Raw genomic sequence first — 18,946 nt, 5'->3', positions numbered from 1 at the left:
CACCCACCGGCAAAACCCCCTCCTGCAGGGTCACCTGACGAATTCTAATCAAACAGGGTCGGCTCCTGCGGCAGGAAACGGTCGAATCTCTTTTTCAGGCGGTACAGCTTGTCCGCGTAATAGGCCGTATTCTCATCGGGAGCTCCCGGATCGTATGCCCATGCCGGCTTGCACGCCCCGTAAGCCGGAATGTCTCTTCTCGAACCCGCTATGTAGTATGCGACCCTGTCACCGGACCGGTATCCTAAACCTGTAGCAAGAGCGGTCTCGAACGCAGCAGAAGGGTTCCGCTTACCCTGGCCGACCTTCTGGCTGTACGAAGCCGGAGACTCACTGAGTGTTTCCGTCCTGGAGAGCCATTCTATCGGGAAATCATGCTTTCGCAGCCGTTCCAGGTATTCGGCGTACAACTCCTCCACACGCTCCCCTTCTCCTGCCAGGAGAAGCCTGATCATATCCTCCATAAACTGCCGAAGATACCGCTCCATCCCCCTCGATTTAAGTGCGCTCCCCTTTACTGTCACCCTCCCATCGTATGCCAGCAGAGCATAATTCTTCATCTTGTATGAAAACATCGCCCGATACCTGCCGGAGTGTTCGACCTCTATCCCTTGCGGCAGCGATTCCGAGAGCTTGCGCACCAGAGCCTCTTCCTCGGCCAAAGTTCCTACATCTGACGGAGGTATGAAGTAGATGCCGTCGGTATCCACCTCGACAGGCTCCGCACCCCGCTCTTTGAGCCAGCGCACCATTTCGACAATGGTCTCGCGGCCCAGGGCGGTCACCCGGGCGGCGGCCGCCGGGTCGGCGAAGTTATGAATCGAGGTACCCAGGTAGCCGTAAAAGGAGTTGATCAGTACCTTGAAGACCTGCTGCAGTGCCTGGAAATAATCCCTGGTTTCCCGGGATGATGCACTCCGCGCGCCTCTTTTAGCCTCAAGGCGGAAGTTGCGCAGGTCCTTCAAAAGGGAAAGAAAGACGCCGAGACGATCCGACGCAGGAGAAAGCCGGTAAACGAGGATGAGCGATGGATACAGCGAGGCGACGTCGCAATGGACCACCGGACGCACCACCCCCTCCCGAAGGATTTCCGTATAGCCACCCTCGAAGCCTTCGGCGCCTTCCCGCCGTTCCTGCCTTGGAATGGCGGCGCCGCGACGGAGGTACTCCCTCACCAGGAGGCTGTTTATCTTGGTTGCGTTTCCCCGGACGATGCAGTTCTGATACGAGTAGGGAAATATGCGGGTCTGAAGGAAAAAAGGATAGGAAAGGAGCCTGGAAAGGGCGAGGGTCTCCCGGACGTCGTCCAGATTGTACTGGCGCAGCAGCTCCGGTTCCTCTGCGAACACCCGGTTGATGTGCCGACGGTCGAGATACACCCGGTCGGGCTGAGCAAGCCCGAAGTGAACGGCTGCAGCCTTCAGGCCGTAGCCATCGAGATCCCGTGAACCGACATCATGGATCTGCAGGAGAAAATAGGTATCGATAATATGGCGGCCATAGACATTCCAACGTGGGTAGTCGATGCTGCGATCGGCGATGGAGAAGCGTGAAGGAGTGATACGGGGGGAGCTGCCGTCGCGCCCCCAGGACAGGCTGACGCCGTGCCGTTGCGCTCGAACGCGGATATACTCCAGGTCGAAACAGAAGATATTGTGCCCCTCTATGACATCGGGGTCGTTATGCCGGATGAGAACGTTCAGTTCCTCCAGCATCTCCCGCTCCGACATTTGGTCCCCCGAAAGGACCCGGCTGAAGCCGTCCCCATCCATGAGCGCGATGGAGACGATACGATCCGTTTCCCGCTCCGCATTGGGGAATTCGAAATTCTCTCCGCACCAGGTCTCGATATCCAGGGCGAGTCGCCTCAACTTACCGAACTCGAGACCCTTGAAGAGCGTCTTTCCCGTGATGAGGAGATGCTGGTGCACCGGATCAGGAATCCAGACGTAGGGAGCATCGGGAGCTGAGGGGGTGCGGAGGGTAACTTGCGAAATAAAGCTTTTTGCTGCTATGCAATCACGCCAGTCACGGAAGAAGGCAATATGCCGGAATGCCCCCTCCCCCTGGAGCCTGCGGAACGTAACATCACCTGGAAATCCGTCGAGCCGCCCCGGCTCGTCCAGGAGCAGAAACGGATGAAACGGCTCGTCATGAAACCGCAAACCGGAATCGTCACGGATAAAGAGCCGGACGAACCGGCCGGCCAGCTCTGCCGCTACGATATTTTCGGTGGGATCCCTGCCGAAAAGCAGGGCATCTCCCTCGAACTCAAAGCGTTCCACATTTTCCTCTGTCAAATGCACGAACGGCGCGGTCTTGGGTGACCACGCCGTTCAGATTCAGAAGATCTGCGATCTTACTTCGCATGCTTTGCAAGGTAGTTGGCAACTCCCTCCCGTGTCGGCTTCATCGCCTCTTCCCCTTCCTGCCAGTTGGCGGGGCAGACTTCGCCGTGAGCCTCGAAGAACTGCACCGCGTCCACCATCCGCAGTGCCTCCGTTACGTTCCTGCCGAAGGGGAGGTCGTTGATGATGGCATGACGGATCTTGCCGTGGGGGTCGATGAGAAACAGCCCTCGAAGCGCCACCGATTCGTTGAACAGGATTCCATAGGAGCGGGCGATGGCCTTGTTCAGGTCCTGAACGAGCGGGTACTGGATATTGCCGATCCCCCCCTGGTCAACCGGGGTGTTTTTCCAGGCCAGATGCGTAAACTTGGAATCGACGGAGACACCTATAACCTCGCAATTCTTTGCCTTGAACTCGCCAAGACGCTTGTCGAAAGCAAGGATTTCGGAAGGGCAGACGAAGGTGAAATCGAGCGGATAGAAAAAGAGGATGACATACTTTCCCCTGTAACTGGACAAGGTGACTTCACCGAAGGTATTGTCCGGCATGACTGCCTCGGCTTTGAAATCGGGGGCATCCTGGGTAACGAGTGTGATGAGGGACATGGATTTTTCTCCTTTCACCGGATTGCATGAAATGATTCGGCGGCTGCGACGCCGTTCATGGAGCAAACCATAACAGGCGAGGTTACCCTTGTCAACGAATAAAAGACAAAAATAATCCTTTTTGTCGCCAACCGCATTTCCTGCAGCGCCGGCTATTTCCCGACAGTGCCCCCCTACTCCTTTATCTCGCCGCGAATCGAGATATTGACTTCACGGAAAGGAATATCCTTTCCGCAGCTAGCCAGTGCCTCCCGGGCAGCCATGACTATCCCGCTGCAGCAGGGAACTTCCATCCTGAGGACGGTGATGCTCCTGATGGAGGAGGAGCGGAAAATCTCCGTGAGCTTTTCCCGATAGAAGCGGATGTCGTCCAGTTTCGGGCAGCCGATGACGACCGCCTTGCCTGCCAGGAATTCGTCGTGGTACCCGGCGTAGGCAAAAGGTACGCAGTCTGCGGTAATGAGCAGGTCGGCATTCTGAAAATATGGGGCAGTCGGAGGAACGAGAGCCAGCTGCACCGGCCACTGGCCAAGTCGGCTCTGCTTCGGTGCGGCATCGGAAGCCGGAGCCGGCGCCGATTCGAACTGCATGATGCGTGAGCCGGGGCAACCACCGTGATGTGCGGCGGCGTGGGGATTCTCAGCCGGTTTCGTTTCCTTCAGCCGTTCTTCCACCGCCGTCTCGTCAAATGCATCCGCTTCACGCTCTATTATGGAAATGGCATCCTGGGGGCAGTCCCCGAGGCAGGCCCCGAGGCCGTCGCAGAGATTGTCCGCAGCCAGACGTGCCTTGCCGTCTACTATAGTTATCGCCCCTTCGGCGCACGCGGGCACGCAGAGGCCGCAGCCGTTACATTTCTCTTCGTCGATACGAACTATTTTTCTTATCATGGTGTGCTCCCTTTAGAAAAAGTAGTGCCACAGGTAATCGAGCCGGCCCCGCAGAATCATCCGTCTTCCGGAGAAGGCCATGATCTCTCTGATGCGGGAGCGGTACTCCCGGCTGTAGCAGTGGATTCGGCAATGCTTGCAGGAGGGTTTCGGGTCGAGCGGACATTTCCTGCGCTTCTCCAGGGCATAGGCGGCCAACGCCGCGCAGTCGGGGCAGAGGCTTAACCCTTTGCGGTAAAAGCGGCGCATCTTCTCCGGGATTTCGACCTCCGCCGCCTCGACACTCGCATGCTTCGCACGGCAATAGACCCGGATGAAATCGAAGAGCACCTTCTGGTCATTGATCTGCTGATCGGTCAGTTGGTCCATGGGGAAATACTAGACGACAACAGGCAGAGAACACATGATGTGAGTCAAAAAATGAGAGAAAAGCGGCAGTCTGCTCATCTGGTTCAAAACCGCACGGTCGGCTTTATGTTGTCGGGGGCGTAACTCCGTCGGTGCTTCCACGCGCGTCCTGCAACGATCGGCTCCAGTCCGCAGGAGATGTAGCCGACTACGCTCAACTCTTCCGGCATATCCGTAGCCACGCGCACCACACGAAAACCGACAAGTTCGCCGGGTTCCGGGAGGGCGGGTGCTCCTTTCAGCGTGCAGCCCCACAGCTCCATACGTTCCGGCACCGCCAGCCTGAGACGAAAATACTGCTCCCCCTCGTCGCCGCGCTTCCCGCTGTACAGCACAAGAGCCGGAATTACCGCCTCGGCCAGCACCCGGTACTTCAAATTTTCGCACGCAAAAGCGAAAGCAGCCTCGTTATTCTCGAAAGAAACGGGTTCATCGTTTTTCCTTTTCAGCCATCCGAACATTGGTCCCCCTTTCGCGGAAAGTAGAGTATAGCAGTTTTTCCCGCTCTCGGGGGTTCCTTTACTTCTCAAGCGTTTGTATGGTATCAAAGGACTATGAACCCGACGTCCACCGTTACAATCCCGCGCTCCGACCACATTGTCTCCCGTAGCTCCCTCAGTCTCAACTCCGTTCGCGTCCTTTACCGCCTGCGCGATCACGGCTTCACAGCATATCTCGTCGGAGGCTGCGTAAGAGACCTCCTGCTCGGGCGAGAGCCGAAAGATTTCGATATCGTCACCAATGCGACTCCCGGGCAGATCAAGCGCCTCTTCCGCAACTGCCGGCTGGTGGGGAGGCGTTTCAGGCTTGCCCACCTTCATTTCCAGGACGAGATCATCGAGGTCGCCACCTTCCGCTCCCTGCAACCGGGAGATGATGAGCCGGAAACTCCATCGGGGGAGCCTGCCGAGCTCCGAGAAACGCACCGCCCCCCCCGGCACCTGAAAAGCACGGAGGGGATGATCCTCCGGGACAATGTCTTCGGAACACCGGAGGAAGACGCACATCGGCGGGACTTCACCATAAATGCCCTTTTTTACAACATCGCGGATTTCTCGATAATCGATCATGTCGGGGGCATGCACGACCTGGAAAACGGGATCATCCGGATAATCGGCGACCCTTTCGAAAGATTCACCGAGGACCCGGTGAGGATGATCCGTGCAATCCGCTTTGCCGCTCTCCTCGGCTTCAGGATCGAGGAGGAGACTTGGCGGGCGATCCTCAGCCTTAGCGAGACGATGAGCCGTGCAGCCCCTGCCCGCCTCTACGAGGAAGTCCTTAAGCTGCTACTCTGCGGAGAGGGTGCGAAAGTCTGGCAATTGCTACGGCAGACGGGTCTTTCCGCCGCACTCTTTCCCGATTTCGATGCGTGGCTGCAGCTCGAAACACTCGATTTTCCGCATACGGAACCCGGGCACGCCCTCGCCTGGATAGATGGCAGAATTCAACAGGGGGAGTCTGTAGCCCCCCCTCTGCTCTTCGCTCTGCTGTTCGGCCAATACTTCGAGGAGAAGAGCGCACGATTCCGGGAAGAGGGAGTTCCCTACCAGCAGAGCATCGATGCCGCGGTGGCGGAACTGCTCGGCGAACTTTCCCCGAGCGTCCTGATCCCCCACAGGATGGCGGTCCTGATACGCTCGATATTCTCGATGCAGCGCAGGTTCCAGAAGATGCCGGGGCGCCGCTCTCCTTCATTCGTCACCCATCCCGGATTTACCGAGGCTCTCCTTTTTCTCCGTTTCCGCGCCGAGAGCTGCGGCAAGGGAATGGAGACGGTTACCTGGTGGGAAGATCACGCCAGGGAATGTCTCGACACTCCCCCCACGGCAACGCCCCAGGCAGGCGATGAAGCTCCGCGGCGTCAACGCCGCAGGAAACGGCGCCGGCGCCGTCCCCAAAACGCTTCCTGAGGAAACAGCAGCGCGGGAGCATGCTCCTGTCCCGCCAGAAGAGGTCAGACATGCGCCCCATGTGGCCGAAACCGTTTCTTTACCTCAACCATGCAAAGGCTTTCCTGATAAGTCTCTGCCTTATCATTTCCCTTCTGGTCGTCTCCCTCTTCGCTATCATCTATACCCGAACGAACCGGCTCATCCTTGAACGGGTCCGCGAGCAGGCCATAAGCTACGTAGACCTTCTCGCCTACATGCGGATATGGAACCTGCAGTATTCCGGGGTCTACGTCGAAAAGCGTCCCGGTGTCGAATCCAACATCTACCTCCGGAAGCTGAACATCGACCCGGATATATCGGCCGGGGACAGGACATTCACTGTCCGCAACCATGCCATCATGATCAAGGAACTGTCACGGATCAGCGAGCGGCGGGACGGCTCCCGGTTCCGCGCAGTCAGCCTCACTCCTCTCTCCCCGGAAAACGGTCCCGACAAGGTGGAGCGGGCAGCACTTCTCAGGTTCGAGCAGGGGGAGAAGGAGTCCTGGATCATCGAAAGGAAAACCGGCGCCACTCCCGTCTTTCGCTACGTCGTCCCCCTTTACGCCGATCGAAGCTGCCTTGAATGCCATACGACACAGGGGTACAACGTCGGAAGCATCATCGGCGCAGTGAGCGTCACCGTCCCTATCGGCTCGATCATCAAAGAACAACAATCCAACAAGATCCTGTTCATCGTTGGAGCCCTGGCGACCACCGGTTTTCTCGTAGGGCTCTGCTACTTCCTCACCTGGCGGCTAGTCACAAAGCTCGACCAGGTCCAGCGCCATCTCAAGGAGCAGGCCACTACGGACGAGCTGACGGGGCTCAAGAACCGGCGAAGGATCATGTCGCGGCTCGACGAGGAGTATCAGCGATCATGCCGCCTTGACGAACCGCTATGCCTGATCCTCATCGACATCGATCACTTCAAGAAGATCAATGACAGTCACGGCCACCCCTTCGGCGACGTGGTCCTCAAGAACGTAGCTAAACGTATGGGGGAGACGCTGCGGAAGTACGATGTCATCGGGCGAATCGGAGGAGAAGAATTCCTCATCGTCGCCCCCGGCACCACGCTTGACGAGGCCGTGGTGCTGGCCGAGCGACTGAGGAACACCATCAGCAGCGAGCCGGTGAGCGACGGCACCACGGAAGTAACGGTCACGGTGAGCGCAGGCGTCGTAATCGGGGATGTTCTCGACGGAACGATAAGTACTCTTCTGAAGAGGGTAGACAATGCGCTCTACAAGGCGAAGCATGAAGGGAGAAACAGGGTGGCCGTGCTATTGGGTGAGGAAAAGGACTAGCAGCTTACCGAAAAAACTCAGTCATTTTAAAATGTCGCACCCGCAGAAAGCCCGACGGAGGCGTAGTACCCTCTGGGGCATAAACAGCGCTACGCCGCACACCGCGGCTTTCGAGGAGGGCGGCGGGACGGCTGTTTTTCAACAACCGCCTACGAAAAAGCCTTCTCGTATTCCCGCCTCAGGTGTTCCATGCCGGCTCCGCCGGCAATAAATCCCCACGGCAGTATCTCCTCAAGTGGGATCGTCCGCTCCGCGAACTGCGTCACGTCGAGGCCGATCTCCTTCGCCGCCCGCTTCCAGCTCCCGTTCTGATGGGAAAGAACAAGCCATCGGGCAAGCCTGCGGTCCCCCCGCGACAGAAAAGCCTGAAGCTGTGCCTCCCTCAGGCTCTCCACCTGCATCCTCACATTTGAAAGTCCCGCTACAGCCTTCTGCAGCAGCCGCACTTTCTTCTCCAGCGATTTCAGATCCTCCATCCCGCACCACTGGAATGGGGTAAAGGGCTTCGGGATGAACGGGTTTACCGAGAGGACGATCTCCCCGAGCCGGCGATTAGCACGGGCGGCTTCCACCACCCGCTCCCTGATCTTGTTCACGAGACGGATCATCTCTTCCAGGTCTGCCGGCGTTTCCGTCGGAAGGCCGATGATGAAGTAGAGCTTGAGGTTGAGAATGTCGTGGCCGATCAGCCTGTCGCATGCGGCGAGTATCTGCTCCTCCCGGATGTTCTTCCCGATCAGGTCGCGCAGCCGCTGCGATCCCCCTTCCGGCGCAAGCGCCACCGTTTTGTGGCCGCTGGCCTTGAGAACCTCTATCATCTCATCATCAAGGCCGTCGATGCGAAGGGACGAAACAGATACCCTCCCCCCCTTTTCCAGGATGTGCCGGGAGAGCTCCCCGATGCCGCGATAATCCGAGACGGCCGCGCCGACCAGCCCGACCTTCTCCTTACGCAGCACGCCCTCTTCGGCCTCCTCTTTCATCACCTCAAGAGAGCGCTGCCGGTACGGCCAGTAGATGAATCCCGCGGCGCAGAACCGGCACCCCCGCGGGCAGCCGCGCGAAAGTTCCACAAGATGCATATCCGAAAACTCGGTATCGGGCGCAGCAATCACTGTGCGAGTGGGGTGCTCGTCGAGAGCCCGCTCCCACCTTCGCTCTACTGTCGGCGGCGCCCCACCCGTCTCCTCCCGTTTTGCCACCGCCGGACCTTCGTATAGCACCCGGTAGAATGAAGGGACATATAACCCGGAGAGCCGGCAGGCTCTTTCAAGCAGCGAGCGGCGATCACTCCCCGCCGTCTCCAGCAGGAGCGCGAGAAGTTCCGGCAGGAGTGGTTCGGCCTCACCCACTACGACAAGGTCCATCAGCTCGGCGACAGGCTCGGGATTGAGAAAGAGAGCAGCGCCTCCCGCCATGACGAGGGGATGGCGTGATTCACGGTCGGCGGCAAAGGGGGGAATCCCGGCGAGATCGAAGATGGCCGGGATATGGAGGTAGTCGCTTTCGAAAGAGACCGAAAAAGCGAGCAGGTCGAAGTCCGCCACCGGCCGCTGCGATTCTAGAGAAAGGAGCGGCGTTCCAGCCTTGCGGTACTCCGCCAGCTCATCGTCGTCGGGAAGGAAAGCTCGCTCGCAGATCACCTCCGGGTGCTCGTTGAAGAGGGCATAGACAGTCTGGAAGCCGAGGTTGCTCATGGCGGTGCGGTAGCGGTTGGGATACACGAGGCATACGGAAAGCCGCCCGCCACGCTTGGCGTACGCGCCGCTCTCTGCAGCAAGCCTCTTGCGGTAGCTCTCGATGATCTTCCATGACATGGGGAAAAGGTAGCATTACGATGGGGGTAAGGGAAGGAGAAAAAGTGGGTGGATGGCGACCGTTTTGCGCGTTAGAAACCGGTGAAGAGGAAGTCGAGGGCCGCAATGATTTCGGCTCTGTGCTCTTTGAGGGAGCAGACTTTGTTCCCGAGGACATGCAGATTGACACCGGCCAGTTCAGCGGTGGACATGATGACAGTGATTCGTTTTATCTTGAATTGAGGGTTGAGATGTTTGGCTGCTTTGCCCATGGCGGCAACTGTGATGAGCGGAACAACTACCCGCGTTGAAAGGTTGTCAAGGAGGTCTGCCTGCACGTCGAGCAAATAAGGGATGGCAGCTTTGGTTTCCGGGTTTTGATTTTCATATACATCGAACTGCGCCATCAGAAGCGCCTCAAGCCGTCGCTGAAAGTACCGTGAGCTTCAGTCCGTCGGTTGTAATCTTCTATGGCCTCGCGGTTTTCTTCTTTCCACCTGAGGCTCTTTTCCTCCCGTAACAACTCGACAAGCCTTTGTTCCAGTGCCTGTGAAATATTGATCCGGCGTTCCTTGGCCTGGCGAAGCAAGTCACTATTAATGCTAAGGTTTGTAGATTTTTTAGGGGCGTTAGAATCAAAGAAATTCGTTTGCATGTGACCTCCAATGCGCATGGCTTATGCGCATGATATCGCCACTCAAGCTCTATTGCAAAATGTTTTTCGACTCGCTTGCTTCTCCAACCGGAAAGACAGCAGTGATTGGGGCGGCCACCGGGGCGGTGATAGGCGCATCACCGGAGACGCCGGTGTAGGGGCGGCCATCGGCGGGGCCGGGGGGGGACCACTGCTGCGCTGGGCGCGGGAACGATGCGGTCGGACGAGCCGGATCCAGTGTTTCAGCAGTTTGTGGAACAGTGCCTCAGGGAAAAGGGATACCAGTCCGTTGGATGGAAATGATACCTTATCTTGTCAAGTAGCAACAATTAAGTATGCTGTCCTCGGAATTAGCGGCTTGTAGGCGGTGAGCTGGTTTCATCGCTCCGGAGGCCCGGTCGGCCGGAACCTCTTTTCAGCTCTGGCCTGCGCCTTGGCAGCTTCAGCTTCACGGTTTTTGGGAGGAGCGGCAGTCACTAACGACCTGAGCAATTCGGAAGATGTCCTTTCAATCTCCACGACCGCACGATTGAAAGCTGCTTCGTTCGCCGCGGAAGGCGAGGCAAAACCTGCTATCTTCCTGACATATTGGAGCGCCGCTGCGTGGATCTCATCGTCAGTTGCTGGAGGATCGAAGTTATACAGCGTTTTGATGTTCCTGCACACACCAATTACCTCCATTGGTTTTGATCGTCACAGATGCTTACAGGCTCACTTTTGATGGGAAAAAGGTAGCTCTAAGGGGAAAAAGTAGCGCTAGATATGGTCAAATATATTGTGATTCTAGTGAGTTAATTTGGTTCGACTCCAAACACTGCCCAAACACTGCACTCATTGTTTGAAAATTCTTTCTTTTTGTTGTTCGAACTCCTCTTTTGTTATAGTGCCGTTATCCAAAAGTTTCTTTAGGTTTGTAAGCCTGGTGTAGAGTAGATCTTCTGATCCGGGTGAGTTCGATTTTGGAAGGCAGACAAAAATTAATTCTGCTTTTGGGTAGCAGCCATACTGATATGGCGGTGCTGTTTCTTTTAGTATTTTTAATGCTTTTCCTGTGTTTTCACAGTACTTTAGTGCTTGCCGATAAACTTCTTCTCGAACAACGCTCGGGGGAACAAAGCCAGTTGCTCCTTGCTGATAAACTCTGTACTGCTCACTACCACTTGTATCCTCTGCGAGTGTTTTAGTTTCAAATGAGCAAACAGCATCATCAAATAAAGACTTACTGTCTCTCGCTAGAACGACTCCTGAATCTCTTGCACAACCTGCGATTGACGTTGACGCCATAATCAAAAGCATAACCAATTTTTTCATTCATCTCCTTTTATTTATTCAACGGGCATGAGGTGCAGCGGCTTGTCCGTCTGCCACCGATTGTTGGACATTTTTATTTTGAGTTAGCGCCTACAAAGAAATTCAAAACTTGATGTCATAATATGGTAGGCGTCCCTTGCCGCCATCTGGGTCAGGCCATTCATACCATCCATCCCATGGGCCGTCCGGCTTGGTTTGCTGCCTTGTATGCACTCGAGCACTGCTTAAATCGCGACTAATTTCGATAGCATTGTACAACCGCGGCGATGCCTCTGGTCGGTCCACTGCTCGTGCGCCGAAGCTTCCAGAACCTACTACATGCATTCTCTTCTCGTGCCAATATCCGATTTGGTCACGATGCATTTTATGTACATCACCATGAAGTATCAATTTGATGCCATTCTTTTGCAAATTACCAAGAAAATCCAAGTCTTTCATTTGCTCCGCGCCTGCAACCGCATGGTGGAACAACGCAATACGCAAAAGGGGTTTATCCGGAACAAGTTGCCCTGATTCCCGTGCTTCATTCTCCTGCTTTTGAGCCATATTGACGGCCCGTGCTATGGCCTCCACGTTAATACCCGAGCGCTTTCTATGGAACTCATCAATCTGCCAACATGAATTAAGTGCCAAAAATTGGATACCCGACTCCCAGAAAGGAATACACATGCCTTGTTCGGAAAAGTCAGTAGGATAGGGTCGTTGAAGGAACTTGTGGAAAAACCCATCGGAAAATGGTTTAAAGCGCAGCGGGTACTTTTGCGGATCACGGGCGAGCACAATTCTCCCCTCCTGCATCCATTCGCCATCATTCAGTCCCGCGCTATCCTTCCTACGAGAGTATGCATCTACAAGGTCAGTCACGTCATGATTGCCCGGCACAAAAACACATCGCTCAGCGGATAAGCTGAACTCTTGAGCAAGCTGAGATGCGAAATCATATGCCTTCTCAAAGCCCTCTGCACAGGCTTTATCAGTAAAATCTCCGGTAATGACGAGATAGTCAAGTTCCTCGAAATCAATGCCGCCATCTTGTTTAAGGTCATCTAGCAACCATTGCAATCGTGCCTTAACAGGGGTAGTCGCGTCGAAATGTAGGTCGCTTAGGTGCAAAAGTCGAATTGGCCCTGAGGAATGCTCTGTTTTAGTTGCTGTTTCCAATACTTGCACCGCTTGTTCCGTTGACTTTTCGCGGAGTTTTTCTATTTTGGTTCTTAGTGCCCACGTTTGTTGTTTGATCTTTGGATCGCGCTCGCGAGCCTTTGCAGCACCTTCAGTCAGATTGTGCCGCAGTTCGCAAACCGGGCAGCCCACATCTTTGTCACCACGAACGATGCGTTGCCTTAAAGTTTCCTCTTCAAACCTGTGTCCGCAGGGGCAGGTAATCGCAAGGTGCTCCTGTATTTCCACACCATGTCTTGCCAAATGATCCTCAACAAAATCAATAAATTCCTTACGTAGGTGTTCGGGTGTGTTAGTCTCGAAATATACGTCCACATGGGCAAACCCACCAGGCCTTCCGACTTTACGTAAGCCACAAAGGCCGCCATCCTTGACTTCGAACTCCGCTCGATCTGGCCATAACCGCACCCGACCAAAGTCCTGCGCAAGAACCAGCCATGCTACCAGCGAAGCGTAAATATTGTCGATTGCCCCAGCAAAATCATAATAGAGGGACACAGCATGAAGAAGTTCTTGCCCTGTTGTAAACGATGTGGGTGCGAAGAGTGTCGGAAAAATCAACAAGCCCTCATGCTCAAAACATATGCCGTGCTCTAGCATAAGCTGAACAGTACATTCCATTACTGGTTTTTCTTGATTGCGCGGGAGCCGATCATCTTCTGCGATTCCTGGCAGCGAAAAGTTAGCCTGTGCGATAACCCTCAGTTCCAGCGCAGGCACTCCACGGGGGTTATTGCGAGCAGCCAATATGAGCGAGCCGGCATAACGCTCGATTTCTTGAACTTGCAGAACCAGAACTGGCTCACCAGTTGAAACACGTGAGCGAGCAATTACACCCTGAGTGGCAAGCTGATCAGTTACGGCATTAACCGCTTTTTTTTCATCTTCTGATGAAAATTGGTCTCCCAGGAGGCGAAGCAAGTCAGCCACATAAAGAATAACATCGCCTTGCTTGCGCTTAGTCTCTATAAAATCACGGATTAGCTGAAAAAGTGCTGGGCGACTAGTCAGGCCGAGTTTCTCCCAATTAATGGCTCTAGCCGTTGCCACGCACAATTCAGGTATACCCCTTCCAGAGATGGCACTAGTCTCAAAATAACCGGCAAAGCCGTGTTCTGAACAGAGGCGTTGAACCGCATTACTGTCAATCACGCTGCATGGTTCATCTATTTGGGCTCCAACGAGTAGTTTAATCGCAGCGCGGCCTGAAAGTTGTTTGTCCAAGTATTTAGTCCACGTCTCCACATCTTTGAATGAGGTTACTCCTCGAATCGGGTTAAAAAGTACAAGCGCAACGGTTGTATCGTGGAGGAAAAGCTGATGGATCAGTCGATATTCTTCCTGCCCACCCATATCCCATATTACTACATCTCGTCGCTGGCCTAGTGGGGCTTTTGCTGTTGGACAGAGACGTTCTGGATCCAGTGGCCAAAACTTCATGCCATGTGTGCTTTTGATTTCACCTGCCTCTGGTGGTGTTCCGTTTGCTATCCTATGGGCAAGATATGATTTACCAACATTACTCTCACCGACTAAGACAACTTTGGCACTTGTATAAGTAATTTTATGAATTATGGTTTGCCCGAGAAGCAAGCCGACATCTAATTCCCAGATATTGACTACTCTGTCTGCGTACTTTGCTGATGTATCTGGTGCTGAAGCGACTGTGGCTAACAGGGGAATGTGGGGATGAAAAGCAATGCCTGAAAGATTTGATGTGCCTACAGTAGGTGCAGGTATTTTGGCAAGCAGAGCGCCTGTATCACAGTGCGAAACTGTAACAACACCGTCCCAACCTTTTGCAGCTAACAGCTGTCCATCGGCATAAAATTTTATGGATGTAATACCGGAAGTGTGCCCTTCTATGGTGAGTAAAGGTTGGCCTGTTGCTACTTCCAAAAGCCTAATATTTCCTTCGCTGCCAACACACGCTATTTTGCTGCCATCAGGACTAAATGCAATTCCTGTCACAAATCCACTTGGAATTACTTCAAAAGAACGTAAAGTATTGTCTTGATCATTCCAAATCCTTACCGAACCGCCGTTCCCCCCGCACGCCAAGAGTCCGCTATTCGGATCAAATGCTATCGCGATAAGACCTCCATCGCTCACATCCATTTCTTTATTTGCATGTCCGCTTACTATATCCCAGAGTATGATGCTTCCGTCCATACTACAGCTAGCGAGTTGTCCTTTTGGCCCGAAAACAACATCAAAAATAGACTCCTTATGTCTTCTTAGGGTGCGGAGCAATCGGCCGCTAGATACTTCCCATAATTTAACGGTGTAGTCTTGACTCCCGCTGGCTAACAGCTGCCCTTCTGGGTCAAAAGCCACGCATGTAACAGTTTTACCGTGTCTCTCAAGCGTATGAAGCACTTCACCAGTATCGGTATTCCATAGTCGAATTGTTCTGTCTGATGAAGGTGTCGCAAGGATTCGACCATTTGGGGACCAGGCGATGCGCCAAATCCTCCCTATGTGCCCTTGTAGCGGTTGCACGTATTTAACGCCATGCAGATTGAACTGAATGTCTTCACTTTCTAACGGCCCTTTAATTTTATTTTTGGTAGTCACTATTCCCATCTCCTACACTGATCTTGTATTCATTTATTTCAATAGAAGTCAAAAGTCCAACGACTCGGGAGAACAGCGGCGTAGGCCGCTGCTTCTGCCTGGTTGGGAATTCTTCGCCTTAGCTCTCAATACTAGACACAGCCCTCATTGCATTGTACGAATCACTGCCGCGCGCCGCTCAAACTGAATCGCTAAATTTCCACGGTTCGTTGATCTATACAAAACAGCCATATTTACATATATAGACGCGAGGTAGGGATGTGAGGTATTAAGGTTTTTAGTGATAATTTCCAATGCACGGTTATAGAGTGGCTCAGCTTCTGAGTATAGTTTTTGGTTAGCGTATAGCGTGGCAAGGTTGTTTAATATCATTCCGACTTCAGTAGTCGAACTACCGAGTGCCTTTTCATAAATAGCCAATGCACGTTTAAAAAGCACATCCGCCTGTTGATAATGTCGTTGGGACATGTGGTGTTGTGCTAAGTTGTTTAGACATGTAGCCACTTCAGTATGCTCTGGGCCGAGTGCCTTTTCAGTGATTGCTAAGGCACGGCTAAATATTGGCTCTGCTTGGGCATGAGAGCCTTGAGCTGAATAAAGTGACGCAAGATTGGTCAGCGTGGTGGCAACTTCGGGATTTTCTGACCCAAGTACGGCTTCACCTATCACCAGTGCGCGTTTATAGATTGGTTCGGCTTCCTTGTATCGGCCCTGGGAGTAGTACATGCCTCCGAGGTTATTCAGAACTCTGCCCTGACACACTTGATTGTCCGGTTTCCCGAGCTGCTCACAGAGTTCCAATGCCCGTTTGTAAAGTGACTCAGCCTGGAGGTAACGGCCTTGAGTGCGGCTAAGCTCTGCTAGTTCGTTAAGCTTTCTCGAATCGTTAGGCACATCTCGATCGTCTTTTTTCCCAGGATTCCTCTGATTGTCATCTGCAAGGTCCTTTTGGGTCTCCTTTGGATCTAATTCCGCACCAAGCACCAAAGAAACAGGTGCACATGCTAATAAAATTAAAAACAAAAAACTATACATATGTCGCCAGAAGCCTGCAGGAATCATTTTTTTACCCTTTGATAGTTTTATACTCATGCACACCTCAGGATTACCGCGGCATTTACCAAATCTCCAGCCTAATACGCACCTTAATTTAAATCTCTCCTCCCAACGGTGCTGAGGCTGACCGGGCGGGTTTTGGACCGGTCTTGCCGATGGTTAGCCAAGGATTTGCCAGCGCCTCCGAGACTGCCTGATCAATCCCAGCGCTCTTTCGCAGCGTTCGGAGAATCCTTCATATGTCCCAGGACCAATTGCAGAAGATGCATTGCTAGCGTCAGATCGGTAAAAGGTTATCAACCCGAGGAGTCCTGTAACCTCTGCGTAGACATTTGCTAGATTTTGTCGCCCTTCAATCGTTCGAATCGCCAACACGAGGTCTGGCTGCCGAAGATACGTTGCATGAAGAAAATTGGCGAAGCTCTCTACATTGGATGAGTCCCATTGCTTTCTCTTAGCAGCCTCGCCACAGGCATCGATCAACGATTGTACCTGCCATTCTACAACATCAAGTATCGCCATCCTTTGGCGTGTCTGCTTACTGCGTTCAATAAATAGCGAGCCGATTAGGCCGACGAGAAATCCCAGGAGCGCATACAAAATATTTTTTTCAGGCATTTTAACTCCTCTAACGAGGTTGTCTCATGATTTTGTCTGAATAATCATTGAAGCTCAACAGACAGTCTTCACAGATTCTAATTGTATTGTCTGGAATTTTGTTTGAGCTGTATTTAACACTTCGATACCAATAGCTCTTTTTATACGAGTGCTGTCCGCTTATAATCCTTCCGCCGCAGGAATCACACTTATATTCCTTTCTGCCCTTTATTTGCTGGAAGCTGTACTTGCTACATTGTTTACCGACAGACATAGGCACCAAGCTATTATGACCTGGTCCGCCTTGGTCTCCGTGGCATCGAATGCATAGAGTAATCAGATTATTTTCAGAGTGATCTGGACGTGCCGAAACGGGGATTTTGTGGTGTACGTGTAGGTTCTGGTAGCTTCCACACCTTACACACTTGTAGCCATCTCTCTTCAGTATATAAGATTTCCTCAGCTCCCAGTCGTCTGGCCTTTCTTGATGAGATTTTGTTTCCTTTATTGCTGCACGTTGTTTTGCCTCATACTCAACCATGAACTTCTCGTGAGCTACCTTCTGTTCGGCCTCCTTTTTACTTTTTGCTTCATTAGCTTTTTGGCTCTTACAGATGTCATAGATACCATAGACGACAATGGCTCCGATAATGAATGAAATGTCAGCAAACGTCATAAAGTCTCATCCGGTTCTAATTTACTTTTAAGGGTAACGGGTGAGAGTGCAGCTGCGGAGCGTAGCGGAGACTGTCTGCCACGCTTTGTTGGATGCCGCTTTACCGTGGCCCGTTCAAACAATTAGACTCTCGCAGAAGTCGCAACTCCTCTTCCCAAAAGTCATCTAAGGCCTTTGTCGACTCATTCTTCTGCCACCACGACACTTCATGCCTGCGCCCCTCAGACTCCAACAAAATATACGTTGTAATGTTTTCGACTTCGTTCATTTGTATGTCCGTGAACTTGATCTTATTTAGCTTCTCGAAAAGCAGGTCTGCTATTTTACGATCTTTACAAATCTCTATTTTCTTTTCTTTTGGTCCAAAATCACTTAGTTCAGTTTGTGTCTGGAAAACAGTGCCATCGCTGTGAATCTCGTACCCTCGACAACCCCCTGTAATTCCTCCACACCCTTTTGTTTTTATTGTCTTCATTGCAGTTCCAGAGCAAGCGGAAGCGGTAAGTAAGAATGGCAACGCTGAAAGGGCTAGTAGATGTCTCATTGTTCCCTCATCTTTTAATCACCCAACGTTCTGAGGCTGACCGGCACATCGGGCCGGTCTTGCCGATGGTTGGAATTATTTTTTATTTGTTCATTTAAAGACCATTTATTTTGTATAATTCACTGTCCCTTGGGTCCATTTCTAGCCACACGCTTTTAATCAATTCTTCATGGAAGGAGGGAATATGCTTGGAAACATCAAGGACCTTCTGCTTCAAGTCATCATTTTGGAGTAACTTGCCTTTGGGACGAGTAATGGACCACATTGAAGTAATTATCACGTTCATTCTTTTGCGACCTTCAGTCGTAAGATATAAAGCATGCGACTGATGAAATTCATCCAGTTCTTTTTCGATTCTTTTCAACTTATCAAGGTTGTTTTGATTGCGCATCCACCTGAAGGTGATTCTATAGTAGCCTTGAGCCGCTTCCAGCCGCCTTTCAGATGCAGCAAGTTGAAAAGTATCTTTTCTGAGTTGGGTGGATTGCCAATAGCCAATGCCCAATGTACCTGCCAATGTTATTACACTCACAACAGCAGCAATGACTGCAGCAATTAACGTCGCTGATGCTTCTTTACTCATCTTGACCTTCTCCTTTACTTATTCACTCAACTCGTTATTGAGCAGTTAGAGGCTGGTTTATACATCTATAAACAAGTTTATACTATTATAAACAAGCTTATATATGTATAAACCTGCCAAATTTCTATATCTATAAACCTTGCATGGTGATGGCTCATTTCAAGGTTTATAATACTATAAGCTTTTACAGCCTTGTCCCGAGAGCACCATATAGTAGCGCCACCGCTTTTTGCCGATCCCACTTGCCCACCCTGTAACTTTGCTTGATCCTGAAAGTGCTTTGCCTCTTGCAATCCAGGGGGAATTGGTCAGCGCTGGCCGCCCATGTATTTAGCACAAGGATTTCCAGGAAATGGACCTTATGTATGAACCATTTCCGAATCCGATTCGACATTTGCCTGCACAATTTCAGGGATGATAGCGTTAGAGAAGTACTTTCACAAGAATTTATTAAGATTCAGTGAGAGGAAG

The 18,946-nt window shown here is 52.4% G+C and carries 18 protein-coding genes; 2 read left to right on the top strand and 16 right to left on the bottom strand.

Features of this window, described 5'->3' with window-relative positions:
* Nucleotides 1–44: 44 nt before the first annotated feature.
* From CFB04_RS16330 to CFB04_RS16310, 5 genes are all read right to left on the bottom strand, one after another.
* Nucleotides 45–2,285, bottom strand: coding sequence for a DNA polymerase domain-containing protein (locus tag CFB04_RS16330; RefSeq protein ID WP_088536384.1), 2,241 nt, complete (start codon nt 2,283–2,285; stop codon nt 45–47).
* 74 nt (nt 2,286–2,359) lie between these two features.
* Nucleotides 2,360–2,956: a peroxiredoxin gene (locus CFB04_RS16325; protein ID WP_088536383.1), complete on the bottom strand. Its 597-nt coding sequence runs from the start codon at nt 2,954–2,956 to the stop codon at nt 2,360–2,362.
* Between the two features lie 173 nt (nt 2,957–3,129).
* On the bottom strand, nt 3,130–3,846 hold the full coding sequence (locus CFB04_RS16320) for an ATP-binding protein (protein ID WP_088536382.1): 717 nt from the start codon (nt 3,844–3,846) through the stop codon (nt 3,130–3,132).
* A 12-nt stretch (nt 3,847–3,858) separates the two neighbouring features.
* Entirely contained in the window at nt 3,859–4,215 is a 357-nt protein-coding gene (locus tag CFB04_RS16315) for a nitrous oxide-stimulated promoter family protein (RefSeq protein WP_088536381.1), read from the bottom strand.
* An 83-nt stretch (nt 4,216–4,298) separates the two neighbouring features.
* Nucleotides 4,299–4,715 carry a hypothetical protein gene (locus CFB04_RS16310; protein WP_088536380.1) on the bottom strand — a complete coding sequence of 139 codons (417 nt, stop codon included), beginning with the start codon at nt 4,713–4,715 and terminating at the stop codon, nt 4,299–4,301.
* 93 nt (nt 4,716–4,808) lie between these two features.
* Between CFB04_RS16310 and pcnB the strand changes: the two genes are divergently transcribed.
* Both pcnB and CFB04_RS16300 read left to right on the top strand, forming a co-directional pair.
* On the top strand, nt 4,809–6,167 hold the full coding sequence (pcnB, locus tag CFB04_RS16305) for a polynucleotide adenylyltransferase PcnB (RefSeq protein WP_088536379.1): 1,359 nt from the start codon (nt 4,809–4,811) through the stop codon (nt 6,165–6,167).
* 50 nt (nt 6,168–6,217) lie between these two features.
* Nucleotides 6,218–7,498: a diguanylate cyclase gene (locus CFB04_RS16300; RefSeq protein WP_088536885.1), complete on the top strand. Its 1,281-nt coding sequence runs from the start codon at nt 6,218–6,220 to the stop codon at nt 7,496–7,498.
* Between the two features lie 149 nt (nt 7,499–7,647).
* Here CFB04_RS16300 and CFB04_RS16295 read toward each other — a convergent pair whose 3' ends face one another.
* The 11 genes from CFB04_RS16295 to CFB04_RS16245 all read right to left on the bottom strand — a co-directional run bounded on the left by CFB04_RS16295 (nt 7,648) and on the right by CFB04_RS16245 (nt 18,475).
* On the bottom strand, nt 7,648–9,315 hold the full coding sequence (locus tag CFB04_RS16295; protein ID WP_088536378.1) for a radical SAM protein: 1,668 nt from the start codon (nt 9,313–9,315) through the stop codon (nt 7,648–7,650).
* Between the two features lie 71 nt (nt 9,316–9,386).
* Entirely contained in the window at nt 9,387–9,701 is a 315-nt protein-coding gene (locus CFB04_RS16290) for a CcdB family protein (RefSeq protein ID WP_088536377.1), read from the bottom strand.
* Nucleotides 9,701–9,949 carry a type II toxin-antitoxin system CcdA family antitoxin gene (locus CFB04_RS16285; protein ID WP_088536376.1) on the bottom strand — a complete coding sequence of 83 codons (249 nt, stop codon included), beginning with the start codon at nt 9,947–9,949 and terminating at the stop codon, nt 9,701–9,703. Before CFB04_RS16285 ends, CFB04_RS16290 begins: the two co-directional genes overlap by 1 nt.
* Before the next feature lie 378 nt (nt 9,950–10,327).
* Nucleotides 10,328–10,615 carry a DUF2277 domain-containing protein gene (locus tag CFB04_RS16280; protein ID WP_088536375.1) on the bottom strand — a complete coding sequence of 96 codons (288 nt, stop codon included), beginning with the start codon at nt 10,613–10,615 and terminating at the stop codon, nt 10,328–10,330.
* A 165-nt stretch (nt 10,616–10,780) separates the two neighbouring features.
* Nucleotides 10,781–11,260 (bottom strand): SHOCT domain-containing protein, encoded by a 480-nt coding sequence (locus CFB04_RS16275; RefSeq protein ID WP_088536374.1) that lies wholly within the window; start codon nt 11,258–11,260, stop codon nt 10,781–10,783.
* 102 nt (nt 11,261–11,362) lie between these two features.
* Complete coding sequence (locus tag CFB04_RS16270; RefSeq protein ID WP_172825520.1) at nt 11,363–15,019, bottom strand: metallophosphoesterase; 3,657 nt, start codon at nt 15,017–15,019, stop codon at nt 11,363–11,365.
* 144 nt (nt 15,020–15,163) lie between these two features.
* A complete protein-coding gene (locus CFB04_RS16265) occupies nt 15,164–16,111 on the bottom strand; it encodes a tetratricopeptide repeat protein (protein ID WP_088536372.1) in 948 nt (315 codons plus the stop codon).
* A gap of 123 nt (nt 16,112–16,234) precedes the next feature.
* Entirely contained in the window at nt 16,235–16,693 is a 459-nt protein-coding gene (locus CFB04_RS16260) for a hypothetical protein (protein ID WP_088536371.1), read from the bottom strand.
* A 10-nt stretch (nt 16,694–16,703) separates the two neighbouring features.
* Nucleotides 16,704–17,348, bottom strand: coding sequence for an HNH endonuclease (locus CFB04_RS16255; protein ID WP_088536370.1), 645 nt, complete (start codon nt 17,346–17,348; stop codon nt 16,704–16,706).
* A 100-nt stretch (nt 17,349–17,448) separates the two neighbouring features.
* Entirely contained in the window at nt 17,449–17,892 is a 444-nt protein-coding gene (locus CFB04_RS16250; RefSeq protein ID WP_157698820.1) for a hypothetical protein, read from the bottom strand.
* A gap of 94 nt (nt 17,893–17,986) precedes the next feature.
* Entirely contained in the window at nt 17,987–18,475 is a 489-nt protein-coding gene (locus CFB04_RS16245) for a hypothetical protein (RefSeq protein WP_088536368.1), read from the bottom strand.
* Between the last annotated feature and the right edge of the window lie 471 nt (nt 18,476–18,946).

This window comes from Geobacter sp. DSM 9736, from assembly GCF_900187405.1.
GTDB lineage: Bacteria > Desulfobacterota > Desulfuromonadia > Geobacterales > Geobacteraceae > DSM-9736.
This window is presented reverse-complemented; position numbering and strand designations above follow the sequence as displayed.

What these genes read in the sequence shown, in the direction of transcription:
- CFB04_RS16320 (WP_088536382.1), bottom strand. Translation starts at nt 3,846, where the DNA reads ATGATAAGAAAAATAGTTCGTATCGACGAAGAGAAATGTAACGGCTGC.
- CFB04_RS16245 (WP_088536368.1), bottom strand. Translation starts at nt 18,475, where the DNA reads ATGAGTAAAGAAGCATCAGCGACGTTAATTGCTGCAGTCATTGCTGCT.
- CFB04_RS16290 (WP_088536377.1), bottom strand. Translation starts at nt 9,701, where the DNA reads ATGGCGCAGTTCGATGTATATGAAAATCAAAACCCGGAAACCAAAGCT.
- CFB04_RS16275 (WP_088536374.1), bottom strand. Translation starts at nt 11,260, where the DNA reads ATGAAAAAATTGGTTATGCTTTTGATTATGGCGTCAACGTCAATCGCA.
- CFB04_RS16265 (WP_088536372.1), bottom strand. Translation starts at nt 16,111, where the DNA reads ATGAGTATAAAACTATCAAAGGGTAAAAAAATGATTCCTGCAGGCTTC.
- CFB04_RS16285 (WP_088536376.1), bottom strand. Translation starts at nt 9,949, where the DNA reads ATGCAAACGAATTTCTTTGATTCTAACGCCCCTAAAAAATCTACAAAC.
- CFB04_RS16300 (WP_088536885.1), top strand. Translation starts at nt 6,218, where the DNA reads ATGCGCCCCATGTGGCCGAAACCGTTTCTTTACCTCAACCATGCAAAG.
- CFB04_RS16325 (WP_088536383.1), bottom strand. Translation starts at nt 2,956, where the DNA reads ATGTCCCTCATCACACTCGTTACCCAGGATGCCCCCGATTTCAAAGCC.
- CFB04_RS16260 (WP_088536371.1), bottom strand. Translation starts at nt 16,693, where the DNA reads ATGCCTGAAAAAAATATTTTGTATGCGCTCCTGGGATTTCTCGTCGGC.
- pcnB (WP_088536379.1), top strand. Translation starts at nt 4,809, where the DNA reads ATGAACCCGACGTCCACCGTTACAATCCCGCGCTCCGACCACATTGTC.
- CFB04_RS16255 (WP_088536370.1), bottom strand. Translation starts at nt 17,348, where the DNA reads ATGACGTTTGCTGACATTTCATTCATTATCGGAGCCATTGTCGTCTAT.
- CFB04_RS16310 (WP_088536380.1), bottom strand. Translation starts at nt 4,715, where the DNA reads ATGTTCGGATGGCTGAAAAGGAAAAACGATGAACCCGTTTCTTTCGAG.
- CFB04_RS16250 (WP_157698820.1), bottom strand. Translation starts at nt 17,892, where the DNA reads ATGAGACATCTACTAGCCCTTTCAGCGTTGCCATTCTTACTTACCGCT.
- CFB04_RS16295 (WP_088536378.1), bottom strand. Translation starts at nt 9,315, where the DNA reads ATGTCATGGAAGATCATCGAGAGCTACCGCAAGAGGCTTGCTGCAGAG.
- CFB04_RS16315 (WP_088536381.1), bottom strand. Translation starts at nt 4,215, where the DNA reads ATGGACCAACTGACCGATCAGCAGATCAATGACCAGAAGGTGCTCTTC.